Source organism: Corynebacterium sp. MSK032 (assembly GCF_030232065.1).
GTDB classification, from domain to species: domain Bacteria; phylum Actinomycetota; class Actinomycetes; order Mycobacteriales; family Mycobacteriaceae; genus Corynebacterium; species Corynebacterium jeikeium_D.
In genome coordinates, this window is sequence record NZ_JASPJR010000004.1 from 151078 (window position 1) to 170336 (window position 19259).

A 19259-nucleotide genomic window follows, 5' to 3' on the forward strand; every position below is an offset into this window, starting at 1 on the left:
CCACAAAACCGCATCCCAGCAAGGTGAAGGGAAAAATGACTCCCCCGAAACGGCCATAAAGAAATCATCCAAGGCCCGACAGAGCGAAACTTCGATTCAACCATCACACTCCAGACAGAAAAGAGAAATAAAGTTGTTCATCGATACCGTCCACCTCCAAGATGTACCCTGCTTTCAGTCAAGTCCCAACCCCTCGATAGACGGCCTTTGCCAGGTCAATTTCATATTCGGAGGCAACGGCTCCGGCAAAACAAGTGCCGGGCGACAAATCAAACTTCAAATCGAAACCAACCCCCAGTACAACAGTAAGAAAACTCGCTGCCTCCTTTACAACAAAGAGTATCGTGACAGGATCATTGCAACGAGTGAAATTGAAGGAAAATTCGCACTTGGCGAAGAAGCCGCAGACGCCGAGAAGGAAATAAAGCGCCTACAAGAACAAAAACAAAAAAATTACAAAAAACTTGAAAACCTGAAAGAGCAGCTAGGAGAGCCTCAAGGAAATTCGGGCAAATACGGTTCCCTCGAAGACATCTACAAGAACCGTTACGATCTCACCTGGCCTTTTCGCAGCCACTTGTCCGAAACACTACAACAGGTCCTCCTTCCTGGGCTCCGCCGGAAACAAAAATTTTTTGAACGAGTTGAGCAGGTCGGAACAAGTGGCGCTTCGCCTGTCTCGCTAGGTGACCTCAAGACATCATTAAAGAACCTTGAAAGCTCATTAGCTGGAGAGATTCAGCATCTTCAAAAGATTAACCTCCCCGAAGCTGACTTATCATTCATTTCCAACGTCTCATATCTCCTGGATCAGATATATGTCACTAAACCCAATGGGCAAATAGGCCGAGTAGTAGCGGAACTTAAAAACACTGACTGGATCCATGAGGGCCTAGAATTCATTTCCCATGATGAAGCGAACGATGATTGCCCCTTCTGTGGGCAACGCCTGAACGCTCAGATCCTTGAAGAGATCAACAATCTCTTTGATCAAACTTACGAGAACCAGCGACATGCACTAATCGACGCAAAGACCGCTGCCGAATCAGCAACTGTGGCCCTGGAGGAATGGTGGAGCCGTGTCGACTATCCCAATCTGAAGGGCCAATTGCGCGATACCCTGAATGAGATTCGTGCCGAAGTTTCCAATTTGACCAACAATCTTCGGACAATGTCATCAGAGCTTGACCGAAAGCTGCAGTCAATGGGAACGCCCATTGCCAGCGACGCCGTTATAGACATTTCAATCTTGACCAGCCGCATCTCTGACTTTAATAAACTAGTTGAAACGAATAATTCGATCTTCGATTCTAGGTCCACCCTGAAGGAATCGGCCCAACACGATTTCTTCAGCTTTGTCTTTAATGAAACCAAGGACTCAAGGGAAGATTCACACGAGTCGGAGAGTAGAGTTCGTGCAACGATCCAGAAAATGTCCGAACGCATAAAGATGATTGAGGATGAAAACTCCAATATCGAGAAGCAACTCGAAGCGCTGAGAAACGTAGGAAAGTCATCCGAACTCACCCGTTTGTTTATAAATCGGATGCTACGCAACATTCATGGCGACTCATTCAGTCTAGAGCCGTCTGGGAACTCTGGCCGATATCGCGTTGCTCGCGCCGATGGCTCTCCAGCCAACGAAACTTTAAGCGAGGGTGAATCCCAGATCATCGCATTCTTATACTTCATTGCAGACATCAATAATATTGATGATCCCCAGGGCGTTTCCGATACTGAAGCCGCGACAGTTATTATTGATGACCCCATGTCGAGTCTAGATTCAGAATGGCTATTCGTGGCGGCCACATTAATTAAACAAGTCATCGCACGAATCGACGACGGAAGCAGCAAGGTCGATCAGATATTCTGTTTGTCACATAATGAAGTTTTCTACAATGAGCTATGCTACGGTCGTGAGCGCTCATCTAAACCCGGTGGCAAAATCGCACATTACCGAATCGCCAAAGGCAAGTTTCATCACCATCGTGTGAAGCGAACGGATAATGGTTCAGTGATGAGCGGTTACTCTGCCCTGTGGCACGATGTATTCGCCGCACGGGAAGGGACGCTTTCGAATGTGAGCTCGCTTGGTAATACGATGCGAAGGATTTTGGAGTCCTATTTCCAATTGACTAACGGACTTAATCTGACAGAGATTGATTTCGAGGCAACCGAGGAAGAAGAAGTAATTTTTAACAGCCTTCGCAGCTGGTTACATTCCAACTCCCACAATGCCCTTGATTCACTATTTGTAACTGTCAACGAAAACGAAGTTGGGAGCTATCTTAAGGTATTTGAACAGATTTTTCGAAGTTCCGGCCACGGTCCACATTTTGATATGATGATGGATAGGGCAAAGCCTCGCTAAGGTGTTTTTAACCTGCCCTTATCAGCGCCAGCGGTCTTCTCAACCAAGTATGCCGGTTCGTGTGATTCTTCTTTCGCGGCAATTTGACATTCTCCTCACACTTCCACATGTACATAGCATTAAAAAAGGTCGCGGTCTTTTTAAGAACGTTCCTTTTTCCTAAGTATATGCTCGCCCGCATCCGCGCAAACATCCTCAATCAGCGGCGAGGCTGACGAATCGCTATCCCAAACAGGCTCTTCAATTTCGAGTGCGTTGATCCGGGCGCGCAGCTGCCCGGAGTGAATCACGCACCGCAAGATGAAGTGGTCGAGGTTGCCGAAACCCCAGGGCGATCCCCCGTAGATTCTCTAACCGGCCATCGATGGCCTCGACCGGCCCGTTGGACGCCCCGATGTCGAAGCAAACCAGCACATCCTCACACCGACGCCACAACCTCGGACTCAGCTGAGCCAGCTCCTCCACCCCTTTTCGGCACGCCCTCACGCAGGGTGTTGATGATCCGTTCCATCAACTTCTTGCCCTCCGATTTCTTCGGGCGCCCGTAGGCCTGGATTATGTCCTGGTAGAACATCCACGTGACCTCGAGTGCCACGCATGCGTCATCGGTGGCCCACAACAGCTCCAGCCGCCAGTTCTGCCGCTTGGTGAGGTAGTTCCTCCTGGTCAGCAAGATTCACCGGTGCTTGTACAGCGGATCATCCTTGCGTCCACGACGCCCGGTGATCTCACGTTGGAGCCTCTGCCGGAAGCCAGTGAGCTTGTCCGCAGCCAGATGCACGACGTGGAACGGATCCATCACCTTCCTCGCCTAGGGCAGTACCTGGTCGACGACGGTAGCGTAGCCGATAAAGCCTCCCATGGTCACAACCTGCACCTGGCTGCGGAAACCAGGGACGCGTTTTGACAGCCACGTGCACAGCACGTCCGCGCTGCGGCCTGAGCAGATATCCAGTAGCCGGGCCGGCCCATGGCCATCGGCCAGCGGGTGAGGTCAACCAGGATCATCACCAGGATGGACGGCTGGCCTGGCTTTCAGGTGTGCTTCCACACATGGCTCATCCACTTTAAGGATGCGCACCCCGTCCAGATGGGAGGGGTTATCGTAGACGAGCTGTCGGCAGGCATCCCACAGCGACCTGAATGACCAGTTCCCAACCAACCCGAGGGCCTTGGCGGTGGCGGCTACGCTCATCCGGTCGATGGCCAGCCGCTGGAGAATCCAGCCGGAAACCCGGTAGGTGAGGTTGACCCCATCATTGGCGCAGTTGAGGGAGGCTTAGAAGATTTTCCTCCGACATTGTTGAATGGTGCAGGTGAATCTAGGGACACGAACGTGCAGGAAGGTGGGAAACCCCACGCCCGGCAGGTCAACCAATCAGCGGACAGCGTAATCACACAGGTTCCCGGGCTGGGTGCAGTCGGGGAAGTGCCCCTCGACAGCGACCGGGCGGCGTCGATGATGGTGAAAGTTCCCGCATCGGCGGCTCCGGTAAACGTCAAGCCGATTACTGCCGTGCGGCAGATGGTGTCTACGACCAGGTTGCCACCAGGCTGCACAGTAGGGTCCTAGTTCGGTCAGATGGAAGCGTCGAAACTGTCATCTTGTACCCGCCAGGACCCCTACATGTTGTGCCACCCCCGAACCAGGCTCTGCGGTCAGATACGCACTCCAAAACGCGAAGAGCCCTTTTTACTTCGCGGATAACGCACTTCATTTAAGGCGATTTTTCTCGCAATCGCCTCATTAGGATCGATTTCAGCCCTACGGGCTAGTAAAAGAAAGTAGCTCAGCACATCTGCAAGCTCGTCCTCAAGGTCAGCTTTTTCATATTCGGCGTCCCATTGAAAGAGCTCGAGCAACTCAGCAGACTCAATTGAAATCACTTTAGCAAGATTCTCAGGAGTATGAAAAGTCTCCCACTTTCTGTCAGCAGAAAACTTAAAAAGCTGCTCTACTGTTTCTCTACTAATTTCCATGCGTTTCTACTTCTTCAACTCCCCAACAACCCCAACCTGGCCCGCCGCATCCGACACAGCGTCCACACGTTTCACTGCAGGGTCAGCACCCCAGCGATCGTCAGGCAGAGCACTGACACCTTCACGGCCAAAGCCATCAGTGCCCACCACAACGTGACCGGCCACGTCCTCACCTGCACCGAAGCCCTCAGCCAGCGCCACCGCCAGATCGGCAACCAGGCCAGCACCGAACTCCGGGTCCTCCCCCTTATCAATCGCAGCGCGCGAGACAGTGCCGTGATTACCAACAATCACAATGCCAGCAGCCGGGCGCAGCGTCCCCTCTTCATACTCGACAAAACCGCCGCCCTTTAAGGCCTCCAGCAGCAGCTTTCGGTCCGCAGCGGTTGCCCGCTCTCCCCCATCCTTATCCAGCTCCAGCACTGGAGCCAACGCCTGACCAGCCTGGCGGCCTGGCTCGCGGCGCTCCGGATCCAACTGCACATCGGCCGGCAGCGAGGTAGAAACCGTGTCCTTCAACTCATCCGCGCCAGCGGCAGAGAGGAACTTATCGGTCAGCTTCAACACTCCGGCATCGGGGGCACCAGCAGCGCGCAGGGTCTCGGAAACCCCTGCCAGCTGCTCATCGGTGGCATCGGGAGTCGCGATAACAAGGACGGGCACATCCTTCAAAGAATCCTTGACGATCTCCCCGACGATGGGCTCGATGATGCGGTTGGCTTCATCAGCACGCGCTTGCTGCGCATCAGCGCGAGCAACAGCGGCATCGCGCTCAGAGGCGGCACCGGTACCGAAATCAATGCCAGCACCAGCGGGGTTCAGCACATAAGCACCCAGCGCAGCACCTGCCGCCACACCGAGGGCAGCACCTGTCACACCGGCTGTAAACTTCCCGCTCCTGCGCTTCTTTGCCATCGCCCGTCCCTCATTCCTTTCGCCGACGCCTCAATCAGCACTGACAGCTGAAATCTCAGGCGCTCACAATGCTCAAGATACCGCTATAACTACTTAAACAGCCCCTGGAACCACAGTGCAATGGAGTTCCAAGTGTCAATCAGATTCTCGCTGACAGAACCATCACCGGAAGTACCAGCGATAGCGAAGATCACCGCAACGGCGACAAAGATAGCCAGGATAGCCCAGGCCACACCGAAACCACGGCTATTGACCTGGTAGAGGTCGGCGACCATGCGACCGTCGACAAGCTTCTCGCCGACCTTCAAACGCGACAGCAACGCCGACGGCACACCGCTTTGATCCTCAGCGTGGTAAATGCTGTCGATGTTCTGCGGGGCGCCGACGGAGACGACCATGTCGGCGTCGTGATGCGCGGCGAAGACCAGCGCCAGGTCAGTGGCGGAATCGGATAGCGCCGGGAAGGTCATGGCGCCAATGCCGAGGTCCTGAATGCGCTCAAGGCCCACCGCGTGACCGTCCGGATCGGCAGGCAGAATCACGCAACCGGCAGACCGCAGCGCCTCGGAGTTGATGTTCTCCGGATCACCGATGATGTAGTCCGGCTCGTACTTCAGGTCGAACAGCGTGTCCGCACCGGTGTCGACACCGATGAGCAGCGGCTCGTACTCGCGGATGAAGTTCTTCAGATCCTCCAGCGTCTTGCGGTGTCCCTCACCAGGGCTGACCACAACGACCTTGCGGCCACGCAGCGGCTCCGTCTCGTCCGGAATGCCCAGGCCATCGATGTAGAGCGGGGACTCAGTCTTGGCGAACTCCACCAAGTTGCCAGAGAGCGCCTCCAGGCGGTCGACCATGCTGGTGCGCCCCTCGTCGAAGGCTCGCTCGAGCTCGTCCTGGTCGACTTCGTCGCCCTGACCAATCAGGCGGTCACCGTGGTAGAGCTTGCCGTCGTCAAGCCTGCCGTTTTTGCCGTCCTTGAGCTTCTCAAAGACCTCGTCGCCGACGTTCTGCACCATTTCGATGTCGGCGTCGCGCATCATCTGCGGGCCGTAATTCGGCACAAAACCCGTGGTAAACGCGCCAGTGTTCACCACTGCGGCGACCTTGGCATCAATCAACTGCTGTGCCAGTGGACGCGAGATATCCGGCGCATCGATCACCACGATGTCGCCTTCGCCCATGCGCTTCAGCGCACGATCCAGGCGGGAACCGTCCCGCACAGTCCCCGAAATGCCAGGAAGATCTTTTTCGTTCCGAGAGAACAGACTCATGGCACTTAGTGAAACATAAGTGCAGCTACTTGGCCGTGAAGGCGCGCCGAGCTTGATCCAGAAGATCTTGCGCGTGCGCACGTCCGGAGTCCGAATCGTCCAAGCCCGCCATCATCCGCGCGAGCTCATCAATCCGCTCCTCATCACCCAAGCTCGTGACCTTCGACGACACCGCACCCGAGCGCGCATCCTTGCTGACCACCAAGTGGGTATCCGCAAACGCCGCCACCTGAGGCAAGTGCGTGACGACGATTACCTGGTTATTCACCGCCAACTGCTTCAGGCGCTTGCCAATTTCCACAGCCGCGCGCCCACCAACACCGGCATCGACCTCATCGAAAACCATCGTGTGTCCGGCCTGTCCTTCGGCGAGGACAACTTCCAATGCCAGCATGATGCGGGAGAGCTCACCGCCGGATGCGGAGGAGGCCAGTGGACGCGGCTCGGCACCTTCGTGGGCGCGGAGCTTGAACTCGATGTTGTCCACACCAGCGGGGCCAAAGGTGTCGGCCTTGGTGATCTCCACCACCAGCGAGGTATGTGGCATGGCCAAGCCCTTGAGTTCCTTGGTCACGGCCTCTTCCAGGTGCTTTGCGGCTTTTGCACGAGCCTTGGAGAGCTTCCGCGCGGTGGTGCCGAGTTTCTTCTCCGCGGTCTTGATCTCCGCGGTGAGCTTGTCCAGGGCTTCGCCGGAGACATCCAGCGTGGCGAGCTTGCGCTCCGCCTTATCCCGCCAGGCCAAGACACCTGCAATGTCCGGGGCGTACTTGCGTGTGAGGTTCTTGATCTCCACCTGGCGCTGCATGAGTTTGTCCAGGGACTCGGTTTCCTCCGGCAGACCGGAGAGAAACGCGCCGAGGCCAGCGGAGATTTCCGAGAGCTGGCTGGTCAGTTCATTGAGCTGGTTGGAAAACTCGGTGAGTTCCTCGTCGTCTGCAGCGGCGAGCTCGTTCGCGGCGGCGCCGAGGAGTTCAGCGGCGCCGGAGTCCTCGGTGGCGGCATCCATGCCAGTCGTGCTCACGGCAGCGGCACCATCAATGGCGGCCAATGCCACGGCGGCAGCGTCGCGGAGACCATCTAGGTCCTGCATGCGGCGGATCTGCGAGGCCAGGTTCTGGTCTTCGTCCGGCTCGGGTGAGACCGCGTCGATTTCTTCGATGGCGAAGCTGAGCTGGTCGGCACGCATGGCCAGCTCACGGCGCTTGGAGGTCTTCTCTTCCAGTTCTTTGGCCAGGGAGCGCCAGTGTGCGCGCTGCTGACGGTAAGTTTCCAGCGTTGGCGCGATGGTGTCGGCATCCATGCGGTCGATGGCCGCGCGCTGCTCATCGGCGCTTTGCAAGCGCAGCTGATCGTTCTGGCCATGAATGGCGATGAGGCGCGTGGAGACATCCGCCAGTGCCGCAGCCGACGCACCGCGACCGCCAACCCACGCCCGGGAGCGCCCCTTCGCGGAGACCTGACGAGCAAGCAGGTACTCGTCATTCTCATCGCGCTCGCCGCCGAGCTCAGCGACCACAGCATCGATGGTGGTGGACTCGTCCTCAGAGAGATGTTCGGTGGACACGCGGCCTTCCACCAGGGCCTTGTCTGCGCCGGTACGCACGCGGCCGGCGTCGGCACGCGCGCCACAAAGCAACTTGAGGCTTGTGATCACCATGGTCTTACCCGCACCGGTTTCACCTGTGAGTACGGTCAGGCCTGGGCTGAATTCAAGCGTCGCGTCGGGGATAACGCCGAGGTCGCGGATGGAAATCTCAGTCAGCATGGCGCCTGCAATCAGTCCTTCCCTTGAAGTGTGGGGTCTTGTCTGCCGTGTTTAGGGGCTATTGCGCCTCGGCGGGGCCGCGCCACCCGGACGTCGGCAAGCGGAACTTGTGCACCAGACGGTCGGCGAACGGCTGATCGTCCAGACGCACCCAGCGCACCGGCTGTGCGCCGCGCTCGATTTCGATACGGCTGCCCGGCGGCATGGTGATGTTGCGGAAGCCGTCGAGCACCGCGACCGCCTCGGCGGTGTCGTGGTTGGTCTCAATCGCGATAGTCGAATGCGGTGAGATCACCAGCGGGCGGGAGAACAGCGCGTGGGCGTTGTTGGGCACGACGAGCATAGCGTCGAGCTCCGGCCAGAGTACGGGACCACCTGCGGAGAAGGCGTACGCGGTAGAGCCGGTCGGCGTGGAAATTAGCACACCATCGCAGCCGTAGGAACTCACCGGGCGACCATCGACCTCCAAGATGACGTCCAGGACGCCACGGCGGTTGACATTTTCGATACTGACTTCGTTCAGCGCCCAGCCAGAGCCAATGACGCGGCCGGTGGTGTCACGGACGGTGGCGCGGATGGTCATGCGGTCTTCGATGCGCCAGGAACGCTTGATGACGCGGCTAATCGCCTCGGTCATGGACTCCTGCTCCCACTCAGCGAGGAAGCCCACGTGCCCCATGTTGATGCCGAGCACCGGCAGGTCAGCCGAGTGCGCAATGTCTGCGGCACGCAGAAAGGTGCCGTCGCCGCCGAGGACGAGGACGAGTTCGCATCCCGACGCCGCCTGCGGAGAATGCCAGTAACGTGGGTACTTGCCGAGCGTTGGGTGCGCGGCCAGCGCCTCTGGGTTCTTACCGGCCAGCACGCGGATGTCGATACCCGCGGCCTCAAGCAGCTCGGCCGCCTCGGCGGCCATTTCCAGGTTGGCGCTACGGCCGGTGTGCGGAACCAGCAGAATCTCGCGCTTGCCGGCGCTGGTCTTGGGCTTGCTTTCCCGTGAGTGAGTCTTCGCGCTGGTCGGTGAGCTGGTCGTTGAGCTGGTCGTTGAGCTAGTCATTGTGCGGCCCCTCCTCAACAGCCTTAGCGATGGCCGCGGCCATAGCCTCATCACCAATATCGCTGGCACCGCCGTCTTTCACCAGCCACAGGAAGAACTCCACGTTGCCACTCGGACCCGGCAGCGGGCTGGCCACCGCCGCCCGGAAGGACAAGCCCAGAGTGCGGGCATATTCGGCGACTTCTTGGACAACTTCCTGTCGCAGTGCATCGCTGCGCACGACACCACCGGAGCCAAGGCGCTCCTTGCCCACCTCGAACTGCGGCTTGACCATTGGTAGCAGGTCAGCGCCCTCGTCGAGGCAGGAGACAATTGCGGGCAGGACCAGCTTCAAAGAAATAAACGACAGGTCGCCGACCATGACATCGGCCGTGCCCCCGAGGATCTCCGGGGTCAGCGTGCGGACGTTGGTTCGGTCGAGCACAACCACCCGTGGGTCATCCTGCAGGCGCCAAATCAGCTGACCGTAGCCGACATCGACGGCGTAGACGGTATCGACATCGCGGCGCAGGCACACATCGGTGAAACCGCCTGTGGAGGCGCCGGCATCCAGCACCTTCCGGCCCTTCAAGTCCAGGCCCTGCGGCTCGAAAGCTTCCAGCGCGCCGAGCAGCTTGTGTGCCCCGCGCGAAGCCCAGTTCTCGTCTTCTTCCAGACCACTGACGCGAATGGACACGTCGCCTGTCACCGCAGTCGCGGGCTTGGAGGCAACAAAACCACCGACCTCTACTCGGCCGGCTTTAATCATGTCCACTGCCGCCTCACGGGAGCGAGCAATCTTCCTTCGCACCAGCTCCGCATCGAGCCTGCGCTTAGGAGCTTTCTTTGCCACCGCGTTCACTTTCCTTCCCTGCGTGACGAGCCCAGGGCCTCATACAAAATCTCATGCGCCCGCTCGAACTGTGCGACTCTCTCCTGCGGAGTCGGTGCGGGTGCGGACAGTGCGGCCGCAACCTGCTCCCGGACGGCCTCCGGAGTTACCTCGCGCGCACCGGGCATTGCCGCCGGGCTAGGTACAGGGCCGGGTTTCGGCCCCGGCACGGGACCAGACTCCTGCCCCTGCCCTGGCTTCGGTGCGACCTCACTCATCGGCTATCACATCCGCCAGGCAGCCAGCGCCGCCGCAGCAGCCGGGCCCTCTGCGCGGACCTGCGTGACCTCGACTGTGCCAGCACGACCAGCCTCAGAGTTCCACACCATATCCGCGACCGTCAGCAGAGCCGCCACCGCGGCCTCCGCTGGCTTCGCCAACCGAGGATCCTCCGTGTCACCGCCAGAAAGAACGATGACACCGGCCTCCGCGTCGTCGTAACGCGCGGTGAAACCAGCCTGCGGAGCCGGGCGTGCCTGATCCAGCTCACGGTTCAGCGCGGTCATGTCAGCACCGATGAGCGTCGGACGGTGCTCGGGCGGCGCTGCGACGACATCCATATGCGTGGAAACGCCCGTGACCACCATAAACGTGTCCATCTTCGCAGCATTTCCGCCCGCGATGTCGGTATCCAGACGATCCCCAATCGCCAGCGGACTCTTCGCGCCCATACGCTCCGCAGCCTTAATGAACATCGGCGGCTTCGGCTTACCCGCCGACAGCGGCGCAACACCCGTGGTCGTCGAAATCGCCGCAGCGACCGAACCATTGCCGACCAAAAAACCGCGCTCCGACGGCAGCGTCGTATCCAAATTCGACACCAGGAAGCGCGCACCTCGCGACACCGCCAGCGCCGCCTCCGACATCTGCTTCCACGTCATCTCACGGTTGAGCCCCTGGAACACCGCCGCAGGGTTGTCATCAGCGGAATCCACCAGCGTGTACCCCGCCTCACGAGCCAGCTGCTTAAACGACTCCGCACCCAACACAAAAACGTTCGAGCCCGGCTCAATGACCTCCGCCGCCATCTCAATGGCCGCCTGCGCCGACGTCATCACATCGTCCGCGTGAACGTCATAGCCCAGCCCGTTGAGCTGATCCGCCACCGTCTGCGGCGCGCGCGAAGCGTTGTTCGTAATAAACACCATCGGCAGCGCCGCCTCGGTCAGCCCCTCCAGCGCGTTCGGAATCGCCGCGCCGCCCTCGTAAATCGTGCCATCCAGATCCAGCAGAGCGGCATCATAGGAAGAAGCGACAGAAGCCATGGGGGTTCATTTCTCCTTTTACGAAATGGGAACGTTACGAAATGGGAACGCTTTACGACGAATTGTAGATGCGCAGCCCGATTGCGCCAGCGGTGACTGGTTTTGCGAGCCGGGCAGCTGGGCTGATTACTTGCTCAGCTCTTCGATGCGCTCGCGAGCATCGAGCATCTGGTCCACATCGATCTTGGCGCAGCGGGTAAACCACACCTTGGCATCGTCTTTACGACCGGCCTCCGCCAGCGCATCGGCGTAGGCGTAGAACAGACGAGCTGCGTCGAAGTCCTCGCGGTCCGGGTTCAGATCCTGGGTCTCCAGCTCGACCAGAGCCTCATCGATCTGGCCCATATCACGGCGAGCACCTGCGGCGACGATAGCCAGCTCAGTCTTGGACTCGTTGTCCAGCTGCTTGGCTTCCTCGGAGCGAGCCAGCTCGATGGCCTTCTCTGGGCGGCCGAGGCCGCGCTCACAGTCCGCCATGACCGCGAGCATGCCCGGGCCACCGGAGATGCGGCGAGCCGCACGCAGCTCAGCCAGGGCTTCCTTCCACTCACCTGCGTGGTAGGCGGCAACACCAGCGGTCTCACGAACGACACCGACGCGACCTGCGCGGTCCTTCGCTGCGCGGGCGTGCTCCAGGGCACGCTGCGGGTCTTCAGCCATCAGGATTGCGGACATGATCATGTGACGAGCGACCTTGTCGGCGTTGTCCTTAGCCAGGCTCTTCAGATCCTGGCGCACACTCGGGTCGAGCTCGTCTGCGCGAATGTCATCTGGCAGCTTCGGCTCGTTCTTGCGGGCCTCAATGCGCTCCTCGCGGAAGCCTGGGCGCTGCGGACCGGTGCGGTGCGTACGCTTCTCATCCTGGAAGCGGCCACCACGGTTGGAGCGACGTGGCTTGCCACCACGACGGTCGAAGTTGCGACCTCCCTGGCCACCGCGCCCGCCCGGGCCGCGACGATCATTGCGCTCGCCCCGGTCGTTGCGCTCGTTACGATCATTGCGGTCGTAACCGCGGCCACCGCGACCACCACGGTCATCGCGGTTAAAACGCTCATTACGATCATCGCGATTGTTGCGGTTGTAACCACGACCGCCACGACCACCGCGCTCATTGCGGTCACCGCGGTTAAAGTCACGATCGTCGCGATCATCACGACGGAAGCCCCGCGAACCACGGGAATCGCGGTTACCGCCATGACCACCGTGACCACCACGGCCACGACCACCTGGGCCACCGCCCTGTCCACGACGATCGTTGCGGTTGCGCCCGTTAAAGCCGCCCTCGCCACGACCATGGGAACGGTTAGACCCGCGGTTTCCGCGATTTCCTCGGCCTTCGCCGGAACGAGGACCTTCGTGCTCAGCCATGAAGTCGGAGCTCCTTATATGTAATGAGTAAAAGAATTTATGTGTTTTTAGGCTACCAGTAACCCCGGATTGCCTGGTGGTCTACCTAAAAGACCAAACTTTCATACTACTGCTAAGACCTGCCTACATTCCAGCCCAACAAACGCGCAGAACCTGTGGCTTTCCCCACTGCCTGGGACAAATCCCAGACAGCCAGGCCAACCCAGTCGTCTGTAGTGAACTGCGCAGTAGCGGTGGTTCCCTCGACGCGGAGCTCATGCTCGGCATCCGAAAGCCCGTCTGGCACGGCGAGGTTGGCGCCCAGGGCGTCGTTAAGCAATGCCTTGAGGGCGCGGGCATTACCCTGCTCAGCGCGATGTGCGGCCCGGCGGAAAACAGTGAGCGCTTCCTTGGCTGCGTCCTCGGGTGTCACGGTGGTGTCGGCAGCGAGGTCAAAGAGGCTTTCTTGCTCGAAGGTTGCGGTCTTGGGTGCCTTGGAGTCGGAAGAAGGCGTGGCGGGCGTGGTTTTTGTCGGCGCTGCATTCGTCTGTGCTGCATTCGTCTGCCCGCGACTCCCCGCACCAGCGAAACCTGGCCCCTCGGGCACTGCGGTGCCCTTCTGATACGCGGTGGCGGCGGCTCGGGCGCGCTGATCTGCAGCTTCGTTCATGTCGTGGCCAGAGTGGCCCTTGACCCATTCGAGATGAATGTTGCGACCAATGAGCAGCTTGTCGATGTCCTGCAAGATGTCCACGTTGAGGACGGGTTTGCCGTCGCGCTTCTTCCAGCCCTTGCGCTTCCATCCCGGCATCCACTTGGTAACGGAGTTAATCACGTACTGCGAATCGCACAGGACGAACAGTGGCTCATCGGGGATGTGAGCGGTGGCGCGGAGCAGCTCGGCAAGAGCGGTGAGCTCCCCGCGGTTGTTGGTTCCCTCTTTCCATCCGCCGGCGGCCCAGCAGCTGTCGTCGATATACCAGCACCACCCGGCAGGTCCGGGGTTGTGCAGGGCGGAACCGTCAACGGCAGCAGTAATAGTCATGAGGCTAGATTGTATCGGCTGCGTGGGTCCGGCCAGGAATTGCCTTAAGAGCCGTAGCAGGCGACCGGGCCGTGCGGGCCCTGGACGATGTCAATCTGAGTGTTGAAGATTGGGCTCAGAACCTCCGAACGCATCAGCTCTGCGGTAAGGCCGTGCTCTACAATCTGGCCATCCTTGACCGCACAGATGTAGTCGGCGTAGCGAGCCGCGAAATTGATGTCATGCAACACCACCACCATGGTGCGCCCCAACTCGCGCACTGCAGTGCGCAGGTACGACATGATGTCGACCGAATGAGAAATATCCAGGTTGTTCAACGGCTCGTCGAGAAGCACGTAATCCGTCTCCTGGCAGAGCACCATTGCGACATACGCGCGCTGACGCTGCCCACCGGAGAGCTCGTCGAGGTAGCGGCCCTGGAGCGCCTCAAGATTGAGGAACTCGATGTACTGGGAGATGATGCGCTCGTCCTCAGCGGTCAGGCGCCCCTGGCTGTACGGGAAGCGGCCGAAACTGACCAGCTGGCGCACGGTGAGACGCGTGACGAAGTGGTTGTCCTGGCGCAGAATCGACAGCACCTTCGCCAGATCCTTCGACTTGGTCTTGCCCACGTTGTATGGACCGACGTTGATGTCACCGGAATCGACGGCAAGGAGGCGGCCAATCATAGTCAAGAGCGTGGACTTGCCCGCGCCGTTCGGACCGATTAGAGCCGTGATCGCGTTGGTTGGAATTTCCAGGTCAACGGGGCCAATTGACACCTCGCTGGTATAGCTCTTGCTTACACTGTCGAGGAGAATCATAGCCGTCCCTTCTTCAAAACGACATAGAGGAAGATCGAACCGCCAACCAGCTCGATGATGATGGACACCACGCCCTGGGCATAGAAAACGTGATTAAGGATGAAATACGCACTGGCCAGCGTGACGTAGCCAATCAGCGCCGCCATCGGCAGCACAAAGCGGTGGTCATAGGTATCCGCGGCCTGGTACGCAATGGTCGCGACCAGGAAGCCGAGGAATGTCATCGGGCCGACCATAGCCGTCGATACTGCCATCAGCACCGACACCGCAACCAGCACGGTGATGGACCGAACCTGGTAATTCACGCCCAGATTCGTCGCGACTTCACGCCCCAACGACATGACATTGAGGGCCCGCGAATGCAGCGCAATCACCACGATTGCCGCAATCACCAGCGGGATCGCCACCGGGAAAAACTCCGGGTCCGCGTTGTTGACAGAGCCGAACAGCCGCGCCGTCAGCAGGTCAAAATCCGAAGGCGTCAGCATGCGCTGCATGAACGTCGACAGCGAAGCCAGTCCGCCACCGATGACAATGCCCACCAGCAGCATGCTGTGCATATCCGCGCCCTGCCCGGTCAGCAGCCACGCATACAGCACCAGCGACAGCCCCACCATCAGCACGAGCTGCAGCACAAACGCGCCAACCGAGCCAGCTTTCATCAGCCCCGTCGCACCGAAGAAGTACACCGCAGCGGTACTGATAGCCACGTACAGCGCCTCAAAACCCATAATCGACGGCGTAATAATTCGGTTATTCGCAATCGACTGGAACGCCACCGTCGCGACGGCATGGCAGCAGGCAACCACAATCATGGCAATCACGGCATCGAAACGCCGACGCGCAATCAGCCAAAACCCATCCGTACCGAACGGCAACGGGTTGTCCCACGCGAGCAGGCCCGCCGTAAACAACACCGCCAGGCCCGCCAGCGCAGCAATGATAATCCAGTACCTGCGCGCCGCGGCGGCCGTGCTAAACGACGTCGTTTGCGGCCCGGCCTGGTCGGCCACCGTGTGAGTTGAACTGAGATTAAGCACGACGCCGCTCCACAATCAGATAGACGAAGATGGCAGCACCCAGGATGCCGAGAATCACCGATACCGGAATCTCGAACGGGGCGATAATGACGCGGCCAATCAGGTCCGCAATCGTCACGGTGCCAATTCCCACCAGGCACACCCATGGCAGATTAGAGCGCAGATCATCGCCACGGAACATGGAGACGATATTCGGGACGATGAGACCCAGGAACGGCAGGTTGCCCACCACGACGGTGACCAAACCTGTTGCGATTGCGATCAGCCCCGTTCCCAGGAACACGATTCGCTTGTAGTTCAGACCGACGTTGGTGGCAATGTCCTCACCAAGCCCCGCAACCGTTAACCGATCGCTGAATACGAAGACGATTGCAACCACGATGACGACCAGCCACAGGAATTCGTACTGCCCTTTATAAATGGCAGTAAAAGAGCCTGCGAACCACACGCCTAGCGACTGCAGCATGTCCGTCTGCAACGCAAAGAAAGTCGAAATCGAACTGACTACCGCACCCAACATGATGCCCACGATGGGCACAACCAGACTTGACTTCAAAGCGACACGGCGCAAGAACAGGAAGAACACTGCCGTGCCGATGAAAGCGAAGATGATTGCCCCGCCCATCCGGCCAAGCATCGAGGCCGAAGGAAAGAAATACATCACGAAAATCAGGCCGAGACCAGCCCACTCCGTGGTTCCCGTGGTGGTGGGTTCGACAAACTTGTTGCGCGTAAGTAGCTGCATGACCAAGCCACACATCGCCATCGCGGCACCCGAGAGCACTAGTGCAATGGTGCGCGGTATACGCGTAGTGGCGAACATCTCCCAGCCGTCGTCGGCGCCCAGGATGTCGTATTGGCCTACAAACAGCGACATAGCCACCAGGACTGCCACAAAGGCAATCCCGATGGCTAGTCGGGAATCCAGTAACTTCTGCATAGAGTTGGTGAGGTACTCCTGTGACTGGTCAGAGAACTATTAGGCCTGCTCGAAGGCGTCGGCAAGCCCGTTCAGAATCTCCGTGTACGTGATGATGGACTCGTTGGTGTAAGTGTCCTCTGGGGCGTAGTAGATCTTGCCCTCCTTGACTGCCTTCACGTTCTTCAGCGGAGCGGCTTCCTCGACCACAGACTGTGCCGAACGGTACTCATCGGTACCGCGGACAGAGGTGCCAGCATCGCGGTCAAGCACCATGATGAAGTCCGGGTTTGCCTCAGCGATGGACTCGGCGGAAATCTCATCACCCTGGTGGTCATCGCTGGCCTTGTCGACCTCCAGCGCCGGCTTCATGCCAATCAGGTCGAACAGCGGGCCGAAGGTACGACCAACAGTCGGAGCAATGTAACCGAGGGTGCCGCCCGACGAGTTCAGCGCCATGACCTTCACGTCCGGGTTGTAAGCCTTGCGAGCGCGCTCCAGAGCCTTGTCAAAGTCTGCGATGAGCTGATCGGCTTCCTTCTCCTTACCGAAGATGGCGCCCAGGCCCTTAGCGTGCCGCTTGAGCTCCTCGTCCAGCGGCTTGCCCTCGCGCGGCTCAAACTCCACAATCGCGGAGTTCGGAGCGAGCTTCTTCAGGTCATCGTAGTACTTGCCGAAACGCTGACCGTTCACAATCAGGTCCGGGTCAGCAGCAGCAACAATTTCGAGATTCGGCTCGCGGTGATTGCCGATGTCCTGAACGTCGGGATTGTCCTTGTAGTCGGAAACCGTGAACGGGATAATCGGTTTAGGAGCTGCAGCCAGCTTAATACCCCACTGATCGAGCATCTCGAAGGAACGGTTATCCGTGGCCACAACAGAGTCAATCTCGGCAGGTACGGTCTGCTCACCATGATTATCAGTAACGGTAATAGTAGACTCGTTGCCTGCAGCTGCAGACTTATCCTCGTTACCGGCATCAGTAGAACAAGCACCAAGAACAAGTCCAAGGCTCGCAACAGATGCAACTACGATATTGCGAATACGGCCGGAGTTAGAACGCGCCACTTAAAGGCATCCCTTCGGTCACAGTAGGATTGTTAAACAAACGCCACTTAGACGCCGTTACCCAATCACTTACTTAGGTAATCATTACCTGTGAAACATTAGCTTAGGGTTCCCTATTTAACAAGTAAATACGTTATGAAATTACGCAATATTTAGGGCATATTTCGAACTTGGCTTAGCGTTGGCTAATTTGCACTGGTAGCGGGCATTTTCCGAGTAGTGCAGCCAGGTACCCCCGTTACGTTCTTACCGCGTTCCAAAGGACCTTATTGCGCCGGCGGGGCTATGCGAGAAAGAGCTTTTCTTATAAGTTGCCGAAAACCTGAAGCACACTAACCTCATTACCCGTGAATACAACTAACCTGGGCCGCGCGAACCATCGCGCTCAAGCCGCTGGCCTAACCGCGGTCCTACTTCTACCACTCGGCACTATGACCCCAGCGCCCGCATCGGCCAGCCCTGACACCTCGCTGTTTAATGCAGTCACAACAGGGATTAGTGCGACCGAGACACAGGCCGCCGGACAGTCTGCTACCACCACGGCGCCTACCAGATCTCAAACCCCTATCGAGTCCGGCTCACTCTCCTCACTCAGCAACTTCCGCGATGTAGCGGGAAGTAGCGCCAACCCAATCATGACCGAGGACGGTCGCCGTATCCGCCAAGGCCTCGCATACAGGTCAAATGCTTTACGAGAGCCAAGCGACGAAGATCTTGCCCGCATGATTGAGGCAGGTGTGACACACGTCGTGGATTTGCGAAACATTAAAGAGCGCAACGAATCCCCAGACGTCTTGCCCGACGGCGTGACTTACCAAGTAGCGGACATCATCGGTGTTCGCAATGGCTTGGGCTTTGTGAAGAATCCTGTCGTAACTACTGGCGAGCAGCTCTACGGCCACGCGCCCGAGTTCTACGAAGCGGCGGGAGACAGCATCAAAGCGCGTGATGCAGAGATTTTCGACGATGAAGTGAAATACTTCGGCCAACTGCTCGGCTATGAATTGATGATTACCGGAGAAGCACCGCGAACCGCTTGGAAGGGTCTTCTCCAAGCACTCGCATATGAAGACGGCGCCGTCGTTTTCCACTGCAGTGCTGGCAAAGACCGAACCGGCCTCGGTGCCGCGTTCCTCTTGGCCATCTTGGGAGTTAGTTACGAAGCAATCGAGCAGGATTTCCTTGCCAGCAACGCTTACCTCAATCGTGAAGACGCGGTAGACAAAAAGTGGCTCAAGATGTCGTGGGACGCTATCGAAGAGAACTACGGTACTTTCGACAACTTCGTCCGACAAGGCATCGGGCTTTCCGACGCCGACATCAACCAATTGCGCCAGAAGTATCTGGTATAGCGCCACGCCTTACCACAACAACCGTCGTTGAATGTTGTTTACTCGTGGGTAACAAAAAGTGGGTCGCAGCACCCAACCCCACACAAGGGGCAAGGCAACCACGACCCACAAAACAAGATTATTATGCCGGCGGCGACCTACTCTCCCACACCCTCCCGAGTGCAGTACCATCGGCGCTGGTGGACTT

General features: G+C 58.6%; 16 protein-coding genes and 1 pseudogene. 2 read left to right on the forward strand and 15 right to left on the reverse strand.

The features are described 5' to 3' along the window. Positions 1-133: 133 nt before the first annotated feature. Positions 134-2371: an AAA family ATPase gene (locus QP995_RS03875; RefSeq protein WP_187400458.1), complete on the forward strand. Its 2238-nt coding sequence runs from the start codon at positions 134-136 to the stop codon at positions 2369-2371. 248 nt (positions 2372-2619) lie between these two features. On the opposite strand, the pseudogene QP995_RS03880 reads toward QP995_RS03875, so the two are convergent. The 15 genes and pseudogenes from QP995_RS03880 to QP995_RS03950 form a co-directional block, all read right to left on the reverse strand. Next, positions 2620-3931: pseudogene (locus QP995_RS03880) on the reverse strand (ISL3 family transposase); the annotation flags it as partial. Between the two features lie 99 nt (positions 3932-4030). Continuing rightward, complete coding sequence (locus QP995_RS03885) at positions 4031-4351, reverse strand: nucleotide pyrophosphohydrolase (protein WP_150961422.1); 321 nt, start codon at positions 4349-4351, stop codon at positions 4031-4033. Positions 4352-4357: 6 nt separating this feature from the next. Continuing rightward, positions 4358-5266, reverse strand: a complete 909-nt coding sequence (locus QP995_RS03890) for a copper transporter (RefSeq protein ID WP_150961420.1) — start codon at positions 5264-5266, stop codon at positions 4358-4360. 89 nt (positions 5267-5355) lie between these two features. Further along, the gene (gene steA / locus QP995_RS03895; protein WP_150961418.1) at positions 5356-6540 is read right to left on the reverse strand and encodes a putative cytokinetic ring protein SteA; all 1185 of its coding nucleotides are present in this window, start codon (positions 6538-6540) and stop codon (positions 5356-5358) included. A 25-nt stretch (positions 6541-6565) separates the two neighbouring features. Further along, positions 6566-8305: a DNA repair protein RecN gene (gene recN / locus QP995_RS03900; RefSeq protein ID WP_284852928.1), complete on the reverse strand. Its 1740-nt coding sequence runs from the start codon at positions 8303-8305 to the stop codon at positions 6566-6568. Between the two features lie 58 nt (positions 8306-8363). Beyond that, positions 8364-9362, reverse strand: a complete 999-nt coding sequence (locus QP995_RS03905; protein WP_284852929.1) for an NAD kinase — start codon at positions 9360-9362, stop codon at positions 8364-8366. After that, on the reverse strand, positions 9355-10194 hold the full coding sequence (locus QP995_RS03910; protein WP_070601574.1) for a TlyA family RNA methyltransferase: 840 nt from the start codon (positions 10192-10194) through the stop codon (positions 9355-9357). Before QP995_RS03910 ends, QP995_RS03905 begins: the two co-directional genes overlap by 8 nt. Before the next feature lie 5 nt (positions 10195-10199). Then, complete coding sequence (locus QP995_RS03915) at positions 10200-10451, reverse strand: hypothetical protein (RefSeq protein WP_042388740.1); 252 nt, start codon at positions 10449-10451, stop codon at positions 10200-10202. Positions 10452-10457: 6 nt separating this feature from the next. Beyond that, a complete protein-coding gene (locus QP995_RS03920) occupies positions 10458-11498 on the reverse strand; it encodes an HAD-IIA family hydrolase (protein ID WP_284852930.1) in 1041 nt (346 codons plus the stop codon). Between the two features lie 126 nt (positions 11499-11624). Continuing rightward, positions 11625-12866, reverse strand: coding sequence for a tetratricopeptide repeat protein (locus tag QP995_RS03925; protein ID WP_284852931.1), 1242 nt, complete (start codon positions 12864-12866; stop codon positions 11625-11627). A gap of 112 nt (positions 12867-12978) precedes the next feature. Continuing rightward, positions 12979-13890 (reverse strand): RNase H family protein, encoded by a 912-nt coding sequence (locus QP995_RS03930; RefSeq protein WP_284852932.1) that lies wholly within the window; start codon positions 13888-13890, stop codon positions 12979-12981. 44 nt (positions 13891-13934) lie between these two features. Further along, positions 13935-14693: an iron ABC transporter ATP-binding protein gene (locus QP995_RS03935; RefSeq protein ID WP_070595394.1), complete on the reverse strand. Its 759-nt coding sequence runs from the start codon at positions 14691-14693 to the stop codon at positions 13935-13937. Next, positions 14690-15733, reverse strand: a complete 1044-nt coding sequence (locus tag QP995_RS03940) for an iron chelate uptake ABC transporter family permease subunit (RefSeq protein ID WP_284852933.1) — start codon at positions 15731-15733, stop codon at positions 14690-14692. Before QP995_RS03940 ends, QP995_RS03935 begins: the two co-directional genes overlap by 4 nt. Beyond that, positions 15726-16673, reverse strand: coding sequence for an ABC transporter permease (locus tag QP995_RS03945; protein ID WP_070437363.1), 948 nt, complete (start codon positions 16671-16673; stop codon positions 15726-15728). The genes QP995_RS03940 and QP995_RS03945 overlap by 8 nt, the downstream gene beginning before the upstream one ends. Positions 16674-16712: 39 nt before the next feature. Continuing rightward, on the reverse strand, positions 16713-17720 hold the full coding sequence (locus QP995_RS03950; protein WP_070549823.1) for a siderophore ABC transporter substrate-binding protein: 1008 nt from the start codon (positions 17718-17720) through the stop codon (positions 16713-16715). Positions 17721-18067: 347 nt separating this feature from the next. Between QP995_RS03950 and QP995_RS03955 the strand changes: the two genes are divergently transcribed. Then, positions 18068-19072 (forward strand): tyrosine-protein phosphatase, encoded by a 1005-nt coding sequence (locus tag QP995_RS03955; protein ID WP_284852934.1) that lies wholly within the window; start codon positions 18068-18070, stop codon positions 19070-19072. Positions 19073-19259 lie beyond the last annotated feature (187 nt).

Bases quoted from the DNA above. Each gene is read 5' to 3' on its own strand.
- QP995_RS03945 (WP_070437363.1), bottom strand. From the start codon at position 16,673: ATGCAGAAGTTACTGGATTCCCGACTAGCCATCGGGATTGCCTTTGTG.
- recN (WP_284852928.1), bottom strand. From the start codon at position 8,305: ATGCTGACTGAGATTTCCATCCGCGACCTCGGCGTTATCCCCGACGCG.
- QP995_RS03890 (WP_150961420.1), bottom strand. From the start codon at position 5,266: ATGGCAAAGAAGCGCAGGAGCGGGAAGTTTACAGCCGGTGTGACAGGT.
- QP995_RS03905 (WP_284852929.1), bottom strand. From the start codon at position 9,362: ATGACTAGCTCAACGACCAGCTCAACGACCAGCTCACCGACCAGCGCG.
- steA (WP_150961418.1), bottom strand. From the start codon at position 6,540: ATGAGTCTGTTCTCTCGGAACGAAAAAGATCTTCCTGGCATTTCGGGG.
- QP995_RS03885 (WP_150961422.1), bottom strand. From the start codon at position 4,351: ATGGAAATTAGTAGAGAAACAGTAGAGCAGCTTTTTAAGTTTTCTGCT.
- QP995_RS03930 (WP_284852932.1), bottom strand. From the start codon at position 13,890: ATGACTATTACTGCTGCCGTTGACGGTTCCGCCCTGCACAACCCCGGA.
- QP995_RS03920 (WP_284852930.1), bottom strand. From the start codon at position 11,498: ATGGCTTCTGTCGCTTCTTCCTATGATGCCGCTCTGCTGGATCTGGAT.
- QP995_RS03915 (WP_042388740.1), bottom strand. From the start codon at position 10,451: ATGAGTGAGGTCGCACCGAAGCCAGGGCAGGGGCAGGAGTCTGGTCCC.
- QP995_RS03935 (WP_070595394.1), bottom strand. From the start codon at position 14,693: ATGATTCTCCTCGACAGTGTAAGCAAGAGCTATACCAGCGAGGTGTCA.
- QP995_RS03925 (WP_284852931.1), bottom strand. From the start codon at position 12,866: ATGGCTGAGCACGAAGGTCCTCGTTCCGGCGAAGGCCGAGGAAATCGC.